The following is a 19,351-nucleotide window of genomic DNA, read 5'->3' on the forward strand; positions in this document are numbered from 1 at the left end:
GGCGCAAGCGGCCACACCATGAAACGCGTACTGGCAGCGTTGCTGTTGCTGGCCATGGCGCCGCTGGCCAGGGCCGATGGCGCGGTGGGCCTGACGGGCGCCGATCCTGGCCCTGCCAGCTTGCCCAGCGATCCGGCGGCGCCGAATGAACTGTATCTGGAGGTCACTGTGAATGCTGAATCAACCGGGCTGATCTTGCGCTTTACCCAGGTGGGCAAAGGCTTGCGCAGCAGTGTGGCCAACTTGCAGCAGCTGGGGCTGGACCCGGCGCGCCTGGTCGCACCCGGTCAGACCGAGGTGGCGCTCGAGGCGATTCCCGGACTCAGCTATGAATATGATGCGGCGCGCCAGAGCGTGTCGCTGCAGGTCGCGGACGCGTTGCGCTCGCCTTACCGCATCAGCGCGCGCACGGCGGCGCAGACGCCGCCATCGAGCGTCACGCCCGGCGCCGTCCTCAATTACGAAGCCTATGCGGAGCTGGGGCAGACGCGGCGCGCCGCCATCTTCAACGACTTGCGCTATTTCAATGACAGCGGCGTCTTCAGCAATACCGGCACGGTGAACCTGGGGGCGGACCAGCGCAAATACATGCGTTTCGACACCTTCTGGAGCCACGCCGACCCCGAGACCTTGCAAACGTGGCAGGTGGGCGACCTGATTTCCTCGTCACTGAGCTGGAGCCGCGCAGTGCGCGTCGGTGGCGTGCAGTGGCGCAAGAATTTCCAGCTGCGCCCAGACCTGCTGACCTTTCCCGTCGCCTCCGTCGATGGCACGGCGCTCGTGCCATCGTCGCTGAGCCTGTACGTCAATGGCGTGCAGCAATATGCCGCCAGCGTGCCCAGTGGTCCGTTTGTGCTGAATCAGGTGGCCGGCATAAATGGCGCTGGGCAAGCCACGATCATCACGCGCGATGCGCTGGGGCGCAGCGTGACGACCGTGCTGCCCCTGTATGTCGACACGCGCATGCTGGCCAGCGGTTTGAGTGATTACTCGGTCGAGGCGGGCGCCGTGCGGCGCGACTATGGCCGCCGCCTGTTCGGCTATGCGCGGCAACTGGTCGCCAGCGCTTCCGGCCGCCACGGCGTCAGCGACAATCTCACCCTCGAAGGCCATGCGGAACTGGCCGCCGGCCTGTATCAGGCGGGGGCGGGCGCGCTGGTGCGGCTGGGCCAGGCGGGCGTGCTCAACGGTTCACTGTCGGCCAGCGCCGGCCGCAGCCGTGGCGTGCAGCTGGGCGCCGGCTACCAGTACATGGGGCCGCGCTTCAGCGTCGACGTGCAAAGCGTGCGCGCCAGCGCCGGCTTTGGCGACCTGGCCTCGCGCGACGGCAGCCCCGTGGTGCGCGCGGCCGACCGCTTTACCGTCAGCTTGCCATTGCCTTCAGGAAGCAGCATCAGCAGCAGCTATATCAGTTACCGCACGCCCGGCGCGCCGCCATCGAAGCTGGCCACCGTGGGCTATTCGGCCACCCTGTTTCACGGCCTGTTCTTCAACGCCAGCCTGTTCCAGGATTTGCGGCAACGCGAGAAGCGGGGCTTTTACTTTGGCCTGAGCATGGCCTTCGACAACAATCTGGCCATCAGCGTAAACAGCAGCCGGCAAAACGGCGAGAGTGGCCGCAGCATCAGCGCGCAGCGCGCGGCGGACTTTGGCGGCGGTTTCGGCTGGAACGTGCAGGCTGGCACGTCGGGCAGCAATGCCTACCGCCAGGCGCAGGTGGAATACCTGGGCAGCGATGGCCGCGTGAGCGCGCGCACGCAAAGCAGCAGCATGGGCAATGCGTCCTCGCTGGGCGCGGCCGGCGCGCTGCTGTTGATGGACGGCCATGTCGAGGCGGCGCGCCAGGTGGGCAACGGTTTTGCGCTGGTCTCCACGGGCGGCGTGGCAGATATTCCTGTGCTGCATGAGAACCGCCAGATCGGCGTGACGGGCAGGGGCGGCTATCTGCTGGTACCGAATTTGAATCCCTATGGCAACAACCAGATCAGCATCGCCACCGACGAGCTTGACGTCGACGCGCGGGTGCCTGTGAGCAATATCAATGTTGTGCCGCAATACCTGGCGGGCGTGCTGGCGGCTTTTCCCATCGAGCGTTACAGCGCGGCCACCGTCGTTGTCCAGGATGCGCAGGGCAAGTCGCTGGCCACGGGCTTGCCCGTGTTGCACGTGCAAAGCGGCAAGCAGACGGTCGTGGGATTCGACGGCATCGTTTTCGTCGACGATCTGCTCGAGCAAAATCAGTTGCAAGTCGGCGAGGGCGACAGCGCGTGCACCGTGCGCTTTGCCTATGTGCGTCCGGCGTCGGGCGGCTTGCCCGTGATCGGGCCGTTGCGCTGCGCAGCCGCTGCCGCCAGCGCCGGGGCAGGCCGCTGATGCGCCGCCTGCTGCTATGGCTGACCCTGCTGCTGGGCTGCGCCTGGGGCAGCGTGGCGCAGGCGGCCGATACCTGCACAGTCAGCGTGACGAATATCGATTTCGGCTCCGTCAGCCCGATTTCCGGCACCGATTATGTGGCGCAGGCAACGGGGACCTTCAGCTGCCTGTTTTCGTCGCTGAACCTGGGGCAGCTGCTCACGCCGAATGCGCAAGTGTGCATTTCGCTGGGGCTGGGCACGAATTCCACCTCGGCCCTGCCGCGCAAGCTGGGCAACGGTAGCAATCGCATGGAATACAACGTGTACGTGGACAGTTCGTATGCGACGGCGAAGATATGGGGCGGCGCCGGCGTGACGGGCGCGCCGTCGACCTTTGGCATGATCCTGTCGGCCGGCTTGCTGGCGCCGCCTGGCACCTATTCCACCACCTTTACCGTGTACGCGAAGATTCCTGCCGGCACCGCCCTGGCCGCCGTGCCCACGGTGGGTAATGCGAATACCGCCTATACGTCGAGCTTTGCCGGCGTGGGTACCTATACCTACACCACGTACGGCCTCATCAACCTGCAAGGTTGCACGGCCAGCAGCGGCAGCTTCGGTTTCACGGTGAATGCCACGGCCATCAACGATTGCACCATCACGGCCACGCCGATGGCGTTTGCGAACGCCTCCATCCTGACGGGCAACTTGCGCAGCACCAGCACCTTGTCGGTGCGTTGCGTGAACAATAATGCCTACCAGATTGCGCTGAACGGCGGCAGCGTGGCGCTCAATGTGGCCAACCGGCAAATGAAGAACACCGTCACCACGGACAAGGTCAGTTACCTGCTGTCAGCCACGCTCGATGGTGCGCCATGGGGCGATGGCACGGCTGGGACCAGCATGGTGACGGGCACGGGCACGGGCGCCAGCGTGCCGCTGACGATCTACGGCCGCGTGCCGGCGCAGGTGTCGCCGCGCCCCGGTGACTACAAGGACACGGTGACGGCAACGATTTATTTTTAGAACGTGACGGTGACGAGGCCAGCGCCCGATGGCGTTGCCTGCTGGTGCAGAAAATAGGGTGTGTTGTGCTGGCAACGCACCTGGGTGCTGTTGCGCTGCAAGACGATGGTGCACGTTTCGTGGACGGCGAAGGTGGCCTGGAACGACGCGGAAGACACGGTACCGGCGGTGGTGGTCTGGCAAAGGGATACGGCGAGCAGGGCAGGCAGGACGGCAAATTTCAAAGGGGTCATCGTGAAAGCATCGAGTGAAAAACGGGCGTGGGCAGCAGCGCCGGAAGGCGTGGCTGACACCGTTTTTCGCACCGGGATTGGGGGAGCCGAACCAGCCATGATTGTACTTGAACAAGGAAAGTGTGAGTTTTCGTGTATTTTCAGCCCGCCACAGGGGCACGCACCTAACTTTCAAAATGATAGTAACTAAGTTTCCGTGTTGCAACTGAAATACTTTTCGATTGTTGTGTTGAATCAATGTGAGGAGATGGTCATGAAACATACCAACTTTAATAATTTGCCTTGCCCGATCGCACGCAGCCTGGGCAAGGTGGGCGAATGGTGGAGCATCCTCATCCTGCGCGAAGCGTTTTATGGCAAGACGCGCTTCGACGAATTTGAAAAAAGCCTCAAGATCGCGCCTACCATCCTGACGCGCCGCCTGGCCGACCTGGTGGAGGGCGGCTTGATGACGCGCCGCCTGTATTGCGCCAAGCCGCCCCGCTACGACTATGTGCTGACCAAGTCCGGGCGCGCCTTCAAGCCCGTCTTGCTGGCGTTTATTGCCTGGGGTAATGAAAACTTCGCCCCGGAAGGCGCCAGCCTCGTCATCGCCAGCCGCGACACGGGCCTGGCCGCCGACCCGGTGCTGGTCGACGCCACGACGGGCTTGCCCATCAATGACGAGTACTACGCGTTCGCGCCTGGGCCTGCCGCCAGCGACAGCATGCGCAGCATCATCCTCGATGCGGAAAAAAGCAGCGGCATCGCACCCAAGCCGAAGGCGCCGGCCGCCAACCGCGGCTGGGTGGCGGAAGGGCATTTGGCCTGAGGTCGGGTGCTGGGCGTGCGCCGAGTTTGGCGCAAAGCAAAGCGGACACGGCGGCATGGCGTTACTGTCGCACCATGCAACGCAAGTGCGGCGTACGCCCGGCTCGGCTGTGCGGGCAGGGCAGTGCGCCATCCGTGATCCGATGTCCGTTGAAGGAGTATTGCGATGAGCACACTGCAACAACATGCCTGCCGCACCGCCAGCGTGCTGGCGCTGGCCGCCCTGCTGGGCGCCTGTTCCCACGGCCCGCATCACCCTGGCGGGCATGACGTCACCTTGACGGGCGCGCAGGAAGTGCCGGCCAATACCAGCACGGCCAGCGGCAGCAGCAATCTTCGCGTCGCCCACGACCGCAGCGTCAGCGGCGGCGTGCGCTACACGGGCATGCTGGCCACCGTCGCGCATATCCATGAAGCGCCCGCCGGCGCCAATGGCCCTGTCATCGTGCCGCTGGTGAAAACGGCCGAAGGCATGTTTGCCGTGCCGCCCGGCGCCATGCTCACGCCGCCCCAATATGCGAGCTACCAGGCCGGCAACCTGTACGTGAACGTGCACAGCGCCGCCTACCCGGCCGGCGAGATCCGCGCCCAGCTCAAGCCCTAGCCGGCCAGCGGCGTTATCCCCGAAACCTCCTTGGGCCGCGCGAGCGGCCTTTTTTTGAACCAGGCGGCCAGCCAGTGCAGCGCGCTACAATGGCGCTCCATGCTGACCATCCTCGCCATCACCTTTCCCTTCTTCGCCCTGGTGCTGTGCGGCTACCTGGCCGTGCGGCGCAAGCTGCTGCCGCTGGCCGCCATCGGCGGCTTGAACAGTTTTGTCCTGTACTTCGCGCTGCCGTGCATGCTGTACCGCTTCGGCGCCGCCACGCCCATCGCGCAGCTGCTCGACGCCAGCGTGTTCGGCGTCTACCTGCTGTGCGCGCTGATCATGGTGGGCGTCACCATGGCCATGACCCTGAGCCACCGCATCGACTGGAACAACGCCGCCTTCGGTGCGCTGGTGGCGGCCTTCCCGAATACAGGCTTCATGGGCGTGCCCCTGCTATTGACCTTGCTCGGTCCCCGTTCCTCTGGCCCCGTCATCGTCACCATCGTCGTCGACATGCTGATTACCAGCTCGCTGTGCATCGCCCTGTCGCGTATCGGCAGCGGCGGCGCGCACGGCAGCCGCGCCGCCGTCGTCAACGCCCTGAAGGGCATGGCCGGCAACCCGATGCCGTGGGCGATCGTGCTGGGCGCCCTGTCGTCGTGGCTGGAACTGGCCTTGCCCAAGCCGATCATGCAGACGGTGGGCCTGCTGGCCGACGCCGCCTCGCCGGTTGCCCTGTTTACCATCGGCGCCGTGCTGGCCCGCTCGCAAATGAGCACGAGCGATCCGGCGCCGCTGGGGGAATATGTGCCCGTGGCGCTGAAAAAACTGCTGCTGCATCCGTTGCTGGTGTGGGGCATCGGCCACGCGGCCATCGCACTGGGCGCGCCGCTCGATCCGTTCGCGCTGACCTGCATGGTGCTGGTGGCTTGCCTGCCCAGCGCCAGCAATGTCTCGCTGCTGTCCGAACGCTTCGGGGCGAACACGGCGCGCATCGCCCGCATCATCCTGGTGTCGACGGCGCTGTCGTTTCTGACGTTTTCGGCGGCCGTCAGCTGGCTGGCGTGACGTTGGCGGCGATCAGCGCGCCCAGGGCCTGCGCCGCGCCGGGCTGGGTGCCGGCGGTCAGTTCGCGCGCCATCGTGGCCTGATCTTCCTGCGTGCGGTTCTGCCCCAGCTTCCATTTGCCCGTGATGCGCGTGAGGGGGATTTCGATGCCGACGATGGCTTTCAAGAGTTTTTCGATATAGCCGGCCGGTGCATCGCTCACCCGCCATGGCGCGGCCAGCCCTGCTTCATGGCGCGCCGTCAGCCGCTCCACCAATCCCAGCAGCCACGCCGCATCGTCGATGACGCGCAGGGGGCCGTGCGCATGCACGACCGCGTAGTTGAAGGTGGGGACTTCCTTGCCGCTGCGCTGCTTTTCCGCATACCAGGCGGGCGTGATGTAGGCGTGCGGCCCCTGGAAAATCACCATGCATTCATCGTTCCCGCCGGCCGCGCGCCACAGCGGGTTGGCGCGCGCCACATGGGCGCGCAGGATGCCGAATGGGGCGTCAGGCGTGGGTGCGGCGATCTCGAATGGCAGATGGTCGGCGCACAGGCCATCGACGCTCTGGCGCACCAGCGCGCCCAGCGGATGCGCGTCGATCAGGCCATGCAGCACGTCGAGGCGCTCTTCGCGAAAGCTGGCTGGCGTGTACATTTAATTGGCTCCTTCCACGACCACGTCGGCCGTCAGCGAATTGGCGATGTAGCAGCGTTCATGCGCGTCGTGGTGCAGGGCCGCCAGCGCCTCGGGCGAGGGCGGCGTTCCCGCAAACGCGATGCGCGGGCGCAGCACGATGCGCGTCATGGCCAGGCGGCCTTGCGCATTCTTGCCCAGTTCACCGACGGCATCGTCGCGGTAGTCGTCGATGACGTGGCCGCGCTGCGCTGCCAGCGACAGGAAGAACAGCATGTGGCAGCTCGACGTGGCGGCCACCAGCGCTTCTTCCGGATCGATATTTGCCACCACCGACATGGGCAGCGGCACGGACAGGGGCGACGACGAGGCGGGTACCGTCAGGCCGCCGTCGAATTGCCATTCATGGCCACGGCTGTAGCGCTGGCCGGCGAAATCCTGGCCGTCACGCTGCCAGGCCACGGTGGCGAAAAATTGATGCATGGGTGCTCCGCAAGAGTAGGGGGATGCGCCATCTTAGCGCCAGTTTTGGCTATTTAAAACAGCCAATAAGTGCTATCTTGAAACTACCAATTCAAGAATGCCACCATGTCATCTTCCCATCTGCACCAGCTCATCGCCGCCTTGCCACTGCAGCGCGGCGCCCGCGAGCCCTTGTTTCGCCAGCTGTATGCGGCCATCAAGGCCGCCATCCTCGATGGCCGCATGAGTCCCGGCATGCAGCTGCCTCCTACGCGCGACTTTTGCCGCCTGCTGGCCGTGTCGCGCCAGACGGTGCTCAATGCGTATGCGCTGCTGACGGCCGAAGGCTATCTCGATGGCGCCGTGGGGCGCGGCACCTTTGTCAGTCGCGACGTCCCGCTGCCGGTGTCTGCCTCTGCCCCTGCCGCGGCGCCGGGCCTGCTGCGGCCCCTGTCGGCGCGCGGGCAGGGCGTGGTGACAGCCATGCGCCAGGTGGCCTTCCACCGTGGCCCGTTGCGCGCCTTCCGCGTCGGCATGCCGCGCATCGACCATTTTCCGTTCGACGTGTGGAACCGCCTGGAAGCGCGGCGCTGGCGCCGGCCCGACCACCATTTCGGCTACAGCGACCCGGCCGGCTACCTGCCGCTGCGCGAACTGCTGTGCGTGTATCTGAAAGCGTCGCGCGGCGTCCAGTGCACGCCGCAGCAGATCGTCATCACCTCCGGTTCGCAGCAGGCGCTGTTCCTGCTGTCGACCATCCTGCTGGCGCCGGGCGACGCGGCCTGGATGGAGTCGCCCGGCTATCGGGGCGCCAGCGGTCCGCTGCGCGCGGCCGGCGCGCGCGTCTTTCCTGTCCCCGTCGATGCGCAGGGGCTGGACGTGGCGTATGGCGTGGCGCACTGCCCGCAGGCGAAGCTGGCGTACGTGACGCCGTCGCACCAGATGCCGCTGGGCGTTAGCATGAGCTTGCCCCGCCGTCTGGCCTTGCTGGCCTGGGCCGCGCAACATAAAGCGTGGCTGGTGGAAGACGATTACGACAGCGAATACCGCTACACGGGCGCGCCATTGGCCTCGCTGCAAAGCCTGGACCGGGCCGGCTGCGTGGTGTACGTGGGGACCCTGTCGAAGGTGCTGTTTCCCGGCCTGCGCCTGGGCTATATGGTGGCGCCGCCCGCGCTGGCCGACGCGCTGGTGCAAGCCAAGGCCGTGATGGACCGGCACACGGCCATCGTGCCGCAGATGGCGCTGGCCGACTTCATCGCGGAGGGCCACTTTGGCCGGCATATTCGCCGTACGCGCGACAGCAATGCCGAGCGACGCGATGCGCTGGTGCGTGGCCTTGCGCGCGAACTCGACGATCAGCTCGCGTGCGGCCCGGCCGACAGCGGCCTGGAACTGTGCGCGTACTTTCGCGCTGGCCACGATGAAGAAATGGTGTCGCGCGCGGGTATGGCACGCGGCATCGAATTGCGTCCGCTGGGCCACTATGCCGACCCCGACGCCGGTGCCGCCTGCGCCACGCCGCCCGGGCTGCTGCTGGGCTTTGCTGCGATTCCCCCGGCCGAGATGGCGCACGGCTTGCAGGAACTGGGACGCATCCTGCGCGGCCGATAAACTATACTGGCAGTTGCCTGCACATGAAGAACACGACCATGACCATCACCCGCTGCTCCTGGGCCAATCCGGCCAATCCCCGCTATCTCGATTACCACGACACGGAGTGGGGCGTGCCCTGCCACGACGAGCGCCGGCTGTTCGAGATGCTGAACCTGGAAGGCGCGCAGGCTGGCCTGAGCTGGGAAACCATCCTCAACAAGCGCGACACCTACCGCGCCGCTTTCGACAACTGGGACGCGCAGAAGATCGCCGCGTACGGCCCGGACAAGGTGGCGCAGCTGCTGGCGGACCCCGGCATCGTGCGCAACCGCCTGAAGGTGGCGGCCGCCATCACGAATGCGCAAGCCTACCTGCGCCTGCGCGCGGAAGGGCAGACCCTGGACAGCTTCCTGTGGGCGTATGTCGATGGCCAGCCCATCGTCAACAGCTGGCAGCCGGGCGAGTTTCCCGCCAAGACGGCCTTGTCGGACCAGTTGTCGAAAGACCTGCTCAAGCGGGGTTTCAAGTTCGTCGGCTCGACCATCATCTACGCCTACATGCAGGGCATCGGCATGGTCAACGACCATGCGCCCGCCTGCTTTTGCCGCGCGGGGCATTGATGCGCCGCGCGCTGGTCCTGCTCGACACGGATTTTGACGGCGCCCGTTTGCGCGCCGCCTGCGCGGCGCATGGCGGCCGCCGCCTGCACTACATCGCGCTGGCGCCGCGTCCCGTCGATGCCCGCCACTTGCCCGAGCAGTGGCGGGCACAGTGGCCGCCTTGCGTGCCGGGCCTGCACCGCATGGTCTCGCACGATGGCCTCGTCACGCTCGACGTGCTGATCGGCGAGCCCGATGCCTGCCTGGCGCAATTGTCGGCGCGTGTCGATGAAGTGCATCTGGCTTGGGTGCCGGCCGCCACGCCGGTGCTGGCGCGCCTGATGATGGACGGCGCCCGCCTGCAGGCCGTGCACCTGGACGAGGCGCAGCGCACGGCGCTGCAAAAGAACGGTTTTGTCTTCGACGAGAGCCGCCTGCGTGCCATGTTTTATGCGCGGCGCGGCGAGCACGTGGCTGCCATGGCGCCCGAGCGGCGCGCCATCGTCATCGGCGCGGGCGTGGCTGGCGCGGCCGCCTGCGAACGGCTGGCCGCGCGCGGCTGGAAGGTGACCTTGATCGAGCGCCACGCGCAGCCGGCCAGCGAAGCGTCGGGCAACCTGGCCGGCATCTTCATGCCGTTGCTGTCGAAGGACGACAACATCGCCACGCGCCTGACGCGCGCCGCCTATCTGTACTCGCTGCGCCGCTGGAAAGACCTTGGCGGCATCGGCGCGGCCATCGAGGGTGCGCAAAGCGGCGTGCTGCACCTGGCGCGCGACGGCGCGCATGCGCAGGTGCAGCGGCAGATCGCCGCCAGTGGCTTGTATCCGCGCGAATTCGCCCGCTGGCTGGAAGCGCCCGAGGCCACCGCCATGCTGGGCGCGCCGGCGCCCGATGGCGCCTGGTGGTTCGAGCAGGGCGGCTGGGCGCGCCCGTCTTCCGTCTGCGCGGCCATGCTGGACGCCTGCGGCGCCTTGCTCACGCGGCGCTTTTCCAGCAGCGCCTTGCGCCTGGAGCGCGGCGACCAGGAGTGGCTGGTGCGCGATGCGGACGGCGCCCTGATTGCGGCCGCGCCCAACGTCATCCTGGCGGCGGGCACGGGGGCCATCGATTTCGAACAGGCGGCCGGCCTGCCGCTCGACGCCGTGCGCGGCCAGGTCACGCACCTGGCCGAAGGCAGCTTGCCGTCCTTGCCGTTCGTCGTCTGCCGCGAGGCCTACATGACGCCGGCGCACCAGGGCGTGGTGTGCGTGGGCGCCAGCTACGATGCGGATACGGACGCCAAGTTGCGCCCATCGAGCCAGGAAGACAATATCGCGAAGATCGCCGACATCCTGGGTGTCGCTCCGTTCGCCGCGCCGCTGGCGGGCCGCACGGGCTTTCGCTGCATGGCGCCGGACCGCCTGCCGCTGGCGGGCGCCTTGCCCGACCCTGGGGTGCCAGGCCGCTGCGAGCGCTTGCGCGACGTACCGCGCTGGCCCGGCCTGTTTGGCTTGCTCGGTTACGCCTCGCGCGGCCTGATCTGGGCGCCGCTGGCGGCCGAGCTGCTGGCTTGCCAGCTGGAGGGGGAGCCGTTGCCGCTGGAGAGTCAATTGGCCGCTGCGCTTGATCCTGCGCGCTTCCTGCTACGCGAACGCCGCCGCGCTGCATAAATCTCCCATATACGTTTTTCAGCTTTCCAAACTCTTTTTAATTTGTTTTCCGAACAACATAAGTTCGCTACAGTGGACTCGTGCTGGTTTTTGACGACGGAATAAAGAGGTGGAAAGATGGCTGCTGCAGAACTGATTTTCGATCCCCGCGCCGCGCATGGCGAGGCGGCGTTTGACGAAGTGCTCAATCTCGCGCGCACCCAGGCGCAGGCGCAGGGCTTGCCGTATGCGGGCATCGTCAGCGCGCAGGATGCGTGGCAGCTGGTGCAGGCCGGCAAGGCCGTGCTGGTCGACGTGCGCACGAATGAAGAACGCACTTTTGTCGGCTACGTGCCCGCCTCGCTGCACGTGGCGTGGGCGACCGGCACGTCCATGAACCGCAATCCCCGCTTTACGCGCGAACTGGAAGCAAAGGCGGGCGGCAAGGATGCCGTCGTGGTGCTGCTGTGCCGCAGCGGAAAGCGCTCGGCCGCGGCTGCCGAAGCGGCCGCCAAGGCTGGTTTCACGCACGTCTTCAATATCGCGCAAGGCTTCGAGGGCGACCTCGACGAGCAGCAGCAGCGTGGCCACAGCGGTGGCTGGCGCTGGCATGCGCTGCCCTGGCTGCAAGATTAAATCTCTTCCCGGACCCACCATGAACCAGCGAGCCCTTCCCCCTGCCTCCCTTGCCGCGCAGCCGCAATGGGAACTGCACCAGATCGTCGATGAATTGCGCGCCGTGCGCGAGCAGTGGCGCGAAGGTTTGGCCAGCAACCAGGAGTGCGGTGCGCGCGAATTCCCGTCGCGCCAGCATTTGCACGACATCATCAAAGCCCTGTGTGCGGCCCTGTTCCCCATGCGCCTGGGCCCCCTCGACCTGCAGCAGGAGAGCGAGGATTTCTTTGTCGGCCACACGCTCGACACGACCCTGACGGGCCTGCACGAACAGGTGCGGCGCGAACTCAGTTATCACGCGCGCCAGCATGGCTTGCAGCAGACGGTGTCCATCGAACAGCAGGCGCTGGCCATCGTGCAGCGCTTTGCCCGCGCGCTGCCGCGCATCCGCGCCCAGCTTGACACGGACGTGGCGGCCGCCTTCCATGGCGACCCGGCCGCGCACAGCGTCGATGAAGTGCTGCTGTGCTATCCGGGCATCCTGGCCATCATCCATTACCGCCTGGCGCACACCTTGTATGCGCTCGGTGCGCCGCTGGTGGCGCGCATCATCGCCGAAGTGGCCCATTCGCAGACGGGCATCGACATCCACCCTGGCGCCATCATCGGCAGCAGCTTTTTCATCGACCATGGCACGGGCGTGGTGATCGGCGAGACGGCCATCCTCGGCGAACGGGTGCGCATTTATCAAGCCGTCACCCTGGGCGCCAAGCGCTTTCCCGCCGGCGCCGATGGCGTGCTGAAAAAGGGACTGGCGCGCCATCCCATCGTGCAGGACGACGTGGTCATTTATGCGGGCGCGACGATCCTCGGACGGGTGACCATCGGCCAGGGTTCCGTCATCGGCGGCAATGTCTGGCTGACCCGCAGCGTGGCGCCCGGCAGCCATGTCACGCAAGCGCACAACCAGCAGGAAGCGCCCGAATTGCCGGCGCCATCCCACCCCGCTTTTGCCCACCACCCATGAGGACAGCATGTTGATCAAACAGTTTGGACTGGCCGTGCGCCAGTTGCGCGAAGGGCATGGCTGGTCGCAGGAGCGGCTGGCCGAAGCGGCCGACTTGAACCGCTCGTTCATCGGCGAAATTGAACGGGGCGCCGCCACGCCGTCGCTGCTGACGGTGGAAAAACTGGCCATCGCGCTGGGCGTCGGCCTGGCGGGATTGATGGCGCGCTGCGAGCCGGAGCTGGTGGATTAAAGCGGGTGGATTAAGCGCCACGATGATGGCGATAGCATGTTGAGTAAATGAGAGGGGCGTCCGATACTTTATTCGTTTTTCAGATAAGCATATTCACTTTTCTCATCAGGAGTAGTCATGGCAGAAGCAACAGAGAACCAGTTCGCGCTGGGCGATAACGCCGCGCGCCAGCTGGCCAATGCAAGCAAGAGCGTCCCCCAGTTATCCACGATCACGCCGCGCTGGCTCGTGCACCTGCTGCAATGGCTGCCCGTGGAAGCGGGTATCTACCGCCTCAATCGCGTAAAAAATCCGAAGGACGTGCGCGTGGCCTGCTCGCAGCGCGACGAGTCGGAACTGCCGCAGACTTTCGTCGACTACGATGACCAGCCGCGCGAGTATTTTCTCAACGCCGTCAGCACGGTGCTCGACGTGCACACGCGCGTGTCGGACCTGTACAGCAGTCCGCACGACCAGATCAAGGAGCAGCTGCGCCTGACCATCGAGACGATCAAGGAGCGCCAGGAAAGTGAATTGATCAACAATCCCGACTACGGCCTGCTGGCCAGCGTGCATGACGACCAGCGCATCTTTACCCTGACGGGCGCGCCCACGCCGGACGACCTTGACGAACTGCTGACGAAAGTGTGGAAGGAGCCGGGCTTCTTCCTCGCGCATCCGCTGGCCATTGCCGCTTTTGGCCGCGAATGCACGCGCCGCGGCGTGCCGCCACCGACCGTCAGCCTGTTCGGTTCCCAGTTCCTCACGTGGCGCGGCGTGCCGCTGGTGCCGTCCGACAAACTGCCGATCGAAGACGGCAAGACGAAGATCATCTTGCTGCGCGCGGGCGAACAGCGCCAGGGCGTGATCGGCCTGTTCCAGCCTGGCCTGGCGGGCGAGCAAAGTCCGGGCCTGTCCGTGCGTTTCATGGGCATCAACCGCCACGCGATTTCGTCCTATCTGATTTCGCTGTATTGCTCGCTGGCCGTGCTGACCGACGATGCGCTGGCCGTACTGGAAGACGTGGAGATCGGTAAATACCATGACTACCCAGACACCTACAAGTGATGGCGCGGCGGGCTTGCCTGCCGTCCCGTTCTTACCTGACGAAGCGACCCTGAACCGCCTGGCCGGTGAATTCTTTGCGCGCCTGCCGGGGGTGGCGCCTGTGCTTGACAAGTCGCCCAGCCTCGGTGGTTCCGGCAGCGTGCTCGATGCGGCGCCCCGCTATGCGAACCGCCCGCCGCCGCAGCCCGGCCCTTCGTTTGCTGCGATCGCCCCCGGCGTGGCGACGGCGCAAGTGCCGCCCGTGACGCCGCCTCTGGAGTCGCCGCTTGCGCCGGCGCCGGCATCGATTCCCACGCCGCGGGCGTCAAGCCTCGATGCGCCGTCACCGTATTACTTTGTCGGCGGCGCGCATGGCTATCCCGCGTCGAACGGCAAGCTCGACGGCCTGGCGCAGCAGGGGCTGGGGCAGGCGGCACCCGATGATCTGCGGGGACTGTTTTCCACGCAGCAGCAGATGCCCGCGCGCCAGCTGCCCGTGGCGCCAGCCGCCGGTCAGCCCGCATTCTATTTCCAGACCGAGCTGCCCTCGGCGACGAAGCCTGGTCAACACCAGACGCCGGCGCCGTTCGACGTGCACGCCGTGCGGCGCGATTTTCCCGTGCTGGCCGAACGGGTCAACGGCAAGCCGCTGGCCTGGTTCGACAATGCGGCCACCACGCACAAGCCGCAGTCGGTGATCGACCGCGTGTCGTATTTTTATGCGCACGAGAACTCGAACATTCACCGCGCCGCACACGCATTGGCGGCGCGCGCCAGCGACGCGTATGAAGCGGCACGCGCCAAGGTGGCCAATTTCCTCGGCGCCGCCTCGGCCAATGAAATCATTTTCGTGCGTGGCGCCACCGAGGGCATCAACCTGGTCGCCAATACGTTTGGGCGCAAGTACATCGGCAGCGGCGACGAGATCATCGTCTCGCAGCTGGAACACCACGCCAACATCGTGCCATGGCAGCAACTGGCGGCGGAAAAGGGCGCAACCTTGCGCGTGATTCCCGTCGATGACAGCGGCCAGATACTGCTCGACGAATTCCGCAAGCTGCTCAATGGGCGCACGAAACTGGTGTCCGTGACGCAGGTGTCGAATGCGCTGGGGACGGTCACGCCCGTGGCGCAGATCATCGCGCTGGCGCATGCGGCCGGGGTGCGCGTGCTGGTCGATGGGGCGCAAGCCGTGTCGCACCTGCGCGTGGACGTGCAGGCGCTGGGCGCCGATTTTTATGTCTTCTCGGGCCACAAGGTATTTGGCCCGACGGGCATCGGCGCCGTGTATGGCAAGGCGGACTTGCTCGAGCAATTGCCGCCATGGCAGGGCGGCGGCAACATGATCGCCGACGTCACGTTCGAGCGCACCGTGTACCAGGGCGTGCCGAACCGTTTCGAGGCGGGCACGGGCAATATCGCCGATGCCGTGGGCCTGGGCGCGGCCATCGATTACGTGCAGCGCATCGGCCTGGAAAACATCGCTGCCTACGAGCACGCGCTGCTGGAATACGCGACGCATCATTTGCAGGCCATTCCCGGCGTGCGCCTGATCGGCACGGCGCTGGACAAGGCCAGCGTGGCCTCGTTCGTGCTGGCCGGCTACGAGCCGGCGGAAGTGGGGCGCGCCCTGAACGACGAGGGCATCGCCGTGCGCTCGGGCCACCACTGCGCCCAGCCGATCCTGCGCCGCTTCGGCGTGGAAGCGACCGTGCGGCCATCGTTCGCCTTCTACAACACGTATGAGGAAATCGACCGCATGATCGTCGTGGTCAAACGCCTGGCGGGCGCGCGCCGCTAATCTTGCTGGCCTGACAATCTGATGCCGCCCCGGCACAAGCGGGGGCGGCATTGTTGCGTCAGGTCACGGACTTTGCGCGTGGCTGGCAGGCGCCCGCAGGCTGGCGGTATAATTTATCCTTGGCAATAATCAAGCTGCGGCCCCAAGGAGATATCCGGTGGAAGATCAACACAGCTCGCCCGAGCTTTTCCTGTTCCTGGCGTCGACCGTGCACGACATGAAAAATTCGATCAGCGTGGTCAGCGGCACGCTGGAATCGCTGCTGGCGGCCGAGCAGGCGAAAACAGCCCCCCAGGCCGACCCCGCCTACCTGCAGATGGCGCAGATGCTGTACCAGACCAAGCGCCTCAACGATAACCTGATCCAGCTGCTGGCCCTGTACAAGGAAGTGGGCAAGCCCGGCTACCCTTTCGACGTGCAGCCGCAACTGGTGAGCCAGGTGGTCGACCAGGTGGTGGACCAGGAAAAGATATTGCTGGCCTCGAAAGGCATCCAGCTGGAGACGGCTTGTGCGCCCGAGCTGATCTGGACTCTCGATGAAGACCTGGTCATCGGCGTGCTCGCGCATGCCATCAACAACGCCATCCGCTACACGAAAGACACGATCCGCCTGTCCGTGCGGGAGCACGACGGCATGCTCGAGCTGCGCGTGGAAGACAATGGCGACGGCTATACGCAGGCCTTGCTCGACGCGGGCAGCGCAGCCATGGATGGCATGGCGGCGGGCGTGAATTTTTCCACCAACAGCACGGGACTGGGCCTGTATTTTTCCAGCGAAGTGGCAAAGATGCACAAGCACCGGGGCAGCAGCGGCAGCATCGCGCTGGAAAATGGCGGCGCCCTGGGCGGCGGCTGCTTCATCCTGCGCCTGCCCTGAACGAGGAACCCATGACGACAGACAGCCACGCCACCGCCGCCGAAGCGGGCAGCACCGACTGGGCCGACAAGCATTATCTGCTGGTCGACGATTTCATCGGCATCCGCATCCTGCTGCGCGAATCCTTGCGCAACCTGGGCGCGCGCCATATCGACCAGGCGGCCAGCGGCGGCGAAGCCATGAAGCTGCTGGCCAAGACGCGCTACGACGTGGTGCTGTGCGATTACAACCTGGGCGAAGGCAAGAACGGCCAGCAAGTGCTGGAAGAGACGCGCGTGCGCAACCTGACGGCGCCATCGAGCGTGTGGCTGATGGTGTCGGCCGAGAAAAGCGTGGAATCCGTGATGGGCGCGGCCGAGCACCAGCCCGACGCCTACCTGATCAAGCCGATCACGGAAGGCGTGCTGCTGACGCGCTTGAACCGCGTGTGGCACAAGAAGCAGGTATTCCGCGAAATCGACCAGGCCTGCATGGAAAAGGATTATCTGCGCGCGGCGAAATTGTGCGACGCGCAGATCGAGCTCAACAAGCTGCACGAGCTGGAATTGCTGCGCATGAAGGCCAGTTTGCTGCTGAAAAGCGGCGAGCCGGAAAAGGCCCGCGCCGTGTATGAAAAAGTGCTGGCCGACCGCGATTACAGCTGGGCCAAGGCGGGCCTGGGCAAGATCCGCATGAACAACGGCGAGCACGAGGCGGCGCGGCAGATCTTCCAGGGCGTGATCGTCGAAAACAAGTATTACATCGACGCCTACGACCAGATGGCCGTCGCCTACCAGCTGATGGGCCAGCACGAGGAAGCGTGCGGCGTGCTGGAAAAGGCGGCGCGCCTGTCGCCCAATTCCGTGCCGCGCCAGCGCAACCTGGGGCTCGCGGCCCTGAAAGTGGGCAATGTCAGCATGGCGGAAAAGGCCTTTCGCAAGTGTATTTCCATCGGTGAGTTTTCCGTCATGAAGACGCCGGACGCTTACCTGGGACTGGCGCGCGTGTGCGGCTTGAAGAAGGATGCCAAGGAGGCGCTGCAGTGGCTGCTGCTGGCGCAGCGCGAGTTCTCGCCCGAGCAGATCGGGCTGCGCGCGAAGATCACGGAAGGCATGGTGCACCACGAAACGGGCGATTACCGGCGTGCGCGCAAGTGCGGCGACGAGCTCGAAGCCATGTTGCTTGAAGACCCGGCGCGGCCTGAGAAGGCCATCTGCATGGAGCTGGCCACCTTGCTGTTCGCCGTCGGCGTCAAGGATGCGCCGGCCGGCCTGCTGTGCTACGTGGTGAAGAACAACCACGACAACCAGGTGGTGCAGGACGAAGTGCAAAAGATTTTCGACAAGGCGAAGATGGGCGACGAAGGCACGAGCCTGATCATCGCCTCGCGCAAGGAAGCGTCGGACTTGATGAACAAGGGCGTGCTGCTGTGGAAGACCGATAAGCTCAACGAGGCGGTGGCCTGGATGCGCGCGGCGCGCGAAAAACTGCCGAACAACCTGCGCATCCTGTTCAATTCCGCGCAAATCATCGTGTCGTGCCTGGAGCAGCGCGGGTTTCAGGCCGACTTGGCGGCCGAGGCCAAGGAAGTGTTGTTATATGTGGACAAAATTGCACCAGGGCAGCAGCGCTTCGCGCAATTGATGGAGCAACTGGTGCAGCTGACACCGCCGCCCGGGCCGGAAGACGCCGTCGTGGCGCCGGAAAATGCGCCTTTGGCGCCGGAAAAAGGGGGAAAAGCCGTGCGTGAGCGTGCCGGATGATAAACTAGGGGCCAGCGTGGGTTCGCCCGTGCTTGAGTTGCTTTACAACAATAAGGAAGAAACTATGCGTGATGTGGTCAATGAAGTGTACAAAAAAATGAAAGTCGGCAGTATTGCCTGGGTACGCCCGGTCGCCGCCAAGGGAGACACGCTGGAAACATTCCAGTCTTCGTACGAGCACGCCAAGGCGCTGGCCGACGAAGGCCTGATCACGATCGGTGACGTAAAACGCCAGGCCGACAACATGATCGAGGCGATCCGCATTCATCGTATCGCCTGATCATATTGCCGGCTTGCAGCATCAGGCTTTGCCTGGCGCTTTCGCCTTGGGTGCCGCGCGTTTCGCGGGCGCCTTGCGCAGCGGGGCCTTGGCCTTGGCTGCCGTGCCTGCCTCGGCAGGTTTGGCCGGCTTGCTGGCCGCTGGCTTGGCTTTGCTCACGCTGCCAAAGCTGGCCGCTGCCGCGCTGGTGGCGTCGGGCGACATCGCCGTCGAGACGGCTTGCTTGAACTGATCTTGTAACAAATTCCACCATGCACTTGGATTGGCGAGCTGGGCTGCCGCCTGGCTGCCGGCATCGCCGGGCGCAGCCGCAGCAGCCGGTTCCGGTACGGGCGCAGGCGCAGGCGCTGGTGCAGGTGCCGGTTTCGGTTCAGGTGCCGCAGGTGTGGCTTGCTGGAAAAACGCGGAAGCGTAGGGCACGGATTCAAACACGGTTTTCTCGCTGGCGCCCGGTTGCGTGATGGCCGCCGCCAGTGACGCGCCCATCGATTTCAATGTGGCGATGGTGCCGCGCTGCACTTCCAGCGCCTGGATACTGCCGCGCAGCATGCTGGTGTTGAGGTTCAGCCACGCTTCGACGGCTTTCAGGTCGTTGATTTTCTTGTCCAGCTCTTCCACCGACATGGTGGGCGCCGTGATGCCAGGCATGCCCATGCCGGGCACGCTCATGCTGCCCCACAGGTTTTTGACGAAGTCGAGCGTATCGGTCACAACTGCTGCGCCCGGCATTTGGGGCATTTGCGGGTTTGCCATGCGAAATCTCCTGG

At 65.4% G+C, this 19,351-nt stretch carries 20 protein-coding genes; 16 read left to right on the forward strand and 4 right to left on the reverse strand.

All coding sequences use genetic code 11. The features are described 5' to 3' along the window. Positions 1 to 18 precede the first annotated feature (18 nt). Entirely contained in the window at positions 19 to 2,373 is a 2,355-nt protein-coding gene (locus CSQ93_RS13855; protein WP_158301223.1) for a fimbria/pilus outer membrane usher protein, read from the forward strand. Next, entirely contained in the window at positions 2,373 to 3,380 is a 1,008-nt protein-coding gene (locus CSQ93_RS13860; protein ID WP_099378528.1) for a Csu type fimbrial protein, read from the forward strand. Before CSQ93_RS13855 ends, CSQ93_RS13860 begins: the two co-directional genes overlap by 1 nt. On the opposite strand, the gene CSQ93_RS13865 is transcribed toward CSQ93_RS13860, so the two are convergent. Continuing rightward, positions 3,377 to 3,613, reverse strand: coding sequence for a hypothetical protein (locus CSQ93_RS13865; protein ID WP_099378529.1), 237 nt, complete (start codon positions 3,611 to 3,613; stop codon positions 3,377 to 3,379). The genes CSQ93_RS13860 and CSQ93_RS13865 overlap by 4 nt on opposite strands. Before the next feature lie 253 nt (positions 3,614 to 3,866). Here CSQ93_RS13865 and CSQ93_RS13870 point away from each other — a divergent pair, with 253 nt between their 5' ends. The 3 genes from CSQ93_RS13870 to CSQ93_RS13880 all read left to right on the forward strand — a co-directional run bounded on the left by CSQ93_RS13870 (position 3,867) and on the right by CSQ93_RS13880 (position 6,080). Further along, positions 3,867 to 4,424, forward strand: a complete 558-nt coding sequence (locus CSQ93_RS13870) for a winged helix-turn-helix transcriptional regulator (protein WP_034753667.1) — start codon at positions 3,867 to 3,869, stop codon at positions 4,422 to 4,424. Between the two features lie 165 nt (positions 4,425 to 4,589). Further along, positions 4,590 to 5,027, forward strand: a complete 438-nt coding sequence (locus tag CSQ93_RS13875) for a CHRD domain-containing protein (RefSeq protein WP_099378530.1) — start codon at positions 4,590 to 4,592, stop codon at positions 5,025 to 5,027. 99 nt (positions 5,028 to 5,126) lie between these two features. Further along, on the forward strand, positions 5,127 to 6,080 hold the full coding sequence (locus tag CSQ93_RS13880) for an AEC family transporter (protein ID WP_099378531.1): 954 nt from the start codon (positions 5,127 to 5,129) through the stop codon (positions 6,078 to 6,080). On the opposite strand, the gene CSQ93_RS13885 is transcribed toward CSQ93_RS13880, so the two are convergent. Then, entirely contained in the window at positions 6,064 to 6,717 is a 654-nt protein-coding gene (locus tag CSQ93_RS13885) for an FMN-binding negative transcriptional regulator (protein WP_099378532.1), read from the reverse strand. The two genes, CSQ93_RS13880 and CSQ93_RS13885, sit on opposite strands and share 17 nt — an antisense overlap. Continuing rightward, complete coding sequence (locus CSQ93_RS13890) at positions 6,718 to 7,179, reverse strand: OsmC family protein (RefSeq protein WP_099378533.1); 462 nt, start codon at positions 7,177 to 7,179, stop codon at positions 6,718 to 6,720. Positions 7,180 to 7,284: 105 nt separating this feature from the next. Here CSQ93_RS13890 and pdxR point away from each other — a divergent pair, with 105 nt between their 5' ends. From pdxR to CSQ93_RS13945, 11 genes are all read left to right on the forward strand, one after another. After that, on the forward strand, positions 7,285 to 8,772 hold the full coding sequence (pdxR, locus tag CSQ93_RS13895) for a MocR-like pyridoxine biosynthesis transcription factor PdxR (protein WP_099378534.1): 1,488 nt from the start codon (positions 7,285 to 7,287) through the stop codon (positions 8,770 to 8,772). 38 nt (positions 8,773 to 8,810) lie between these two features. After that, entirely contained in the window at positions 8,811 to 9,374 is a 564-nt protein-coding gene (locus CSQ93_RS13900) for a DNA-3-methyladenine glycosylase I (RefSeq protein ID WP_099378632.1), read from the forward strand. Then, entirely contained in the window at positions 9,374 to 11,005 is a 1,632-nt protein-coding gene (mnmC, locus tag CSQ93_RS13905; RefSeq protein WP_099378535.1) for an FAD-dependent 5-carboxymethylaminomethyl-2-thiouridine(34) oxidoreductase MnmC, read from the forward strand. The genes CSQ93_RS13900 and mnmC overlap by 1 nt, the downstream gene beginning before the upstream one ends. 117 nt (positions 11,006 to 11,122) lie before the next feature. Then, positions 11,123 to 11,620 (forward strand): rhodanese-like domain-containing protein, encoded by a 498-nt coding sequence (locus tag CSQ93_RS13910; RefSeq protein ID WP_099378536.1) that lies wholly within the window; start codon positions 11,123 to 11,125, stop codon positions 11,618 to 11,620. Positions 11,621 to 11,639: 19 nt separating this feature from the next. Then, entirely contained in the window at positions 11,640 to 12,626 is a 987-nt protein-coding gene (epsC, locus tag CSQ93_RS13915; RefSeq protein WP_099378537.1) for a serine O-acetyltransferase EpsC, read from the forward strand. 7 nt (positions 12,627 to 12,633) lie between these two features. After that, a complete protein-coding gene (locus tag CSQ93_RS13920; protein ID WP_086147172.1) occupies positions 12,634 to 12,858 on the forward strand; it encodes a helix-turn-helix domain-containing protein in 225 nt (74 codons plus the stop codon). Positions 12,859 to 12,975: 117 nt separating this feature from the next. Beyond that, complete coding sequence (locus tag CSQ93_RS13925) at positions 12,976 to 13,905, forward strand: family 2A encapsulin nanocompartment shell protein (RefSeq protein ID WP_034784363.1); 930 nt, start codon at positions 12,976 to 12,978, stop codon at positions 13,903 to 13,905. Further along, complete coding sequence (locus tag CSQ93_RS13930; RefSeq protein WP_099378539.1) at positions 13,880 to 15,685, forward strand: family 2A encapsulin nanocompartment cargo protein cysteine desulfurase; 1,806 nt, start codon at positions 13,880 to 13,882, stop codon at positions 15,683 to 15,685. The genes CSQ93_RS13925 and CSQ93_RS13930 overlap by 26 nt, the downstream gene beginning before the upstream one ends. Before the next feature lie 157 nt (positions 15,686 to 15,842). Further along, entirely contained in the window at positions 15,843 to 16,562 is a 720-nt protein-coding gene (locus CSQ93_RS13935; protein ID WP_099378540.1) for a sensor histidine kinase, read from the forward strand. A gap of 11 nt (positions 16,563 to 16,573) precedes the next feature. Then, positions 16,574 to 18,304 carry a response regulator gene (locus tag CSQ93_RS13940; RefSeq protein WP_099378541.1) on the forward strand — a complete coding sequence of 577 codons (1,731 nt, stop codon included), beginning with the start codon at positions 16,574 to 16,576 and terminating at the stop codon, positions 18,302 to 18,304. After that, positions 18,288 to 18,584, forward strand: coding sequence for a hypothetical protein (locus CSQ93_RS13945; RefSeq protein ID WP_225242919.1), 297 nt, complete (start codon positions 18,288 to 18,290; stop codon positions 18,582 to 18,584). The genes CSQ93_RS13940 and CSQ93_RS13945 overlap by 17 nt, the downstream gene beginning before the upstream one ends. 21 nt (positions 18,585 to 18,605) lie before the next feature. Here CSQ93_RS13945 and CSQ93_RS28845 read toward each other — a convergent pair whose 3' ends face one another. Beyond that, a complete protein-coding gene (locus tag CSQ93_RS28845; RefSeq protein ID WP_158301224.1) occupies positions 18,606 to 19,337 on the reverse strand; it encodes a PhaM family polyhydroxyalkanoate granule multifunctional regulatory protein in 732 nt (243 codons plus the stop codon). Positions 19,338 to 19,351: the final 14 nt, after the last annotated feature.

The sequence above is a fragment of the Janthinobacterium sp. BJB426 genome (genome assembly GCF_002735705.1).
In the GTDB taxonomy this organism is placed as follows: domain Bacteria; phylum Pseudomonadota; class Gammaproteobacteria; order Burkholderiales; family Burkholderiaceae_D; genus Janthinobacterium.

Bases quoted from the DNA above. Each gene is read 5' to 3' on its own strand.
- CSQ93_RS13855 (WP_158301223.1), top strand. From the start codon at position 19: ATGAAACGCGTACTGGCAGCGTTGCTGTTGCTGGCCATGGCGCCGCTG.
- CSQ93_RS13860 (WP_099378528.1), top strand. From the start codon at position 2,373: ATGCGCCGCCTGCTGCTATGGCTGACCCTGCTGCTGGGCTGCGCCTGG.
- CSQ93_RS13865 (WP_099378529.1), bottom strand. From the start codon at position 3,613: ATGACCCCTTTGAAATTTGCCGTCCTGCCTGCCCTGCTCGCCGTATCC.
- CSQ93_RS13870 (WP_034753667.1), top strand. From the start codon at position 3,867: ATGAAACATACCAACTTTAATAATTTGCCTTGCCCGATCGCACGCAGC.
- CSQ93_RS13875 (WP_099378530.1), top strand. From the start codon at position 4,590: ATGAGCACACTGCAACAACATGCCTGCCGCACCGCCAGCGTGCTGGCG.
- CSQ93_RS13880 (WP_099378531.1), top strand. From the start codon at position 5,127: ATGCTGACCATCCTCGCCATCACCTTTCCCTTCTTCGCCCTGGTGCTG.
- CSQ93_RS13885 (WP_099378532.1), bottom strand. From the start codon at position 6,717: ATGTACACGCCAGCCAGCTTTCGCGAAGAGCGCCTCGACGTGCTGCAT.
- CSQ93_RS13890 (WP_099378533.1), bottom strand. From the start codon at position 7,179: ATGCATCAATTTTTCGCCACCGTGGCCTGGCAGCGTGACGGCCAGGAT.
- pdxR (WP_099378534.1), top strand. From the start codon at position 7,285: ATGTCATCTTCCCATCTGCACCAGCTCATCGCCGCCTTGCCACTGCAG.
- CSQ93_RS13900 (WP_099378632.1), top strand. From the start codon at position 8,811: ATGACCATCACCCGCTGCTCCTGGGCCAATCCGGCCAATCCCCGCTAT.
- mnmC (WP_099378535.1), top strand. From the start codon at position 9,374: ATGCGCCGCGCGCTGGTCCTGCTCGACACGGATTTTGACGGCGCCCGT.
- CSQ93_RS13910 (WP_099378536.1), top strand. From the start codon at position 11,123: ATGGCTGCTGCAGAACTGATTTTCGATCCCCGCGCCGCGCATGGCGAG.
- epsC (WP_099378537.1), top strand. From the start codon at position 11,640: ATGAACCAGCGAGCCCTTCCCCCTGCCTCCCTTGCCGCGCAGCCGCAA.
- CSQ93_RS13920 (WP_086147172.1), top strand. From the start codon at position 12,634: ATGTTGATCAAACAGTTTGGACTGGCCGTGCGCCAGTTGCGCGAAGGG.
- CSQ93_RS13925 (WP_034784363.1), top strand. From the start codon at position 12,976: ATGGCAGAAGCAACAGAGAACCAGTTCGCGCTGGGCGATAACGCCGCG.
- CSQ93_RS13930 (WP_099378539.1), top strand. From the start codon at position 13,880: ATGACTACCCAGACACCTACAAGTGATGGCGCGGCGGGCTTGCCTGCC.
- CSQ93_RS13940 (WP_099378541.1), top strand. From the start codon at position 16,574: ATGACGACAGACAGCCACGCCACCGCCGCCGAAGCGGGCAGCACCGAC.
- CSQ93_RS28845 (WP_158301224.1), bottom strand. From the start codon at position 19,337: ATGGCAAACCCGCAAATGCCCCAAATGCCGGGCGCAGCAGTTGTGACC.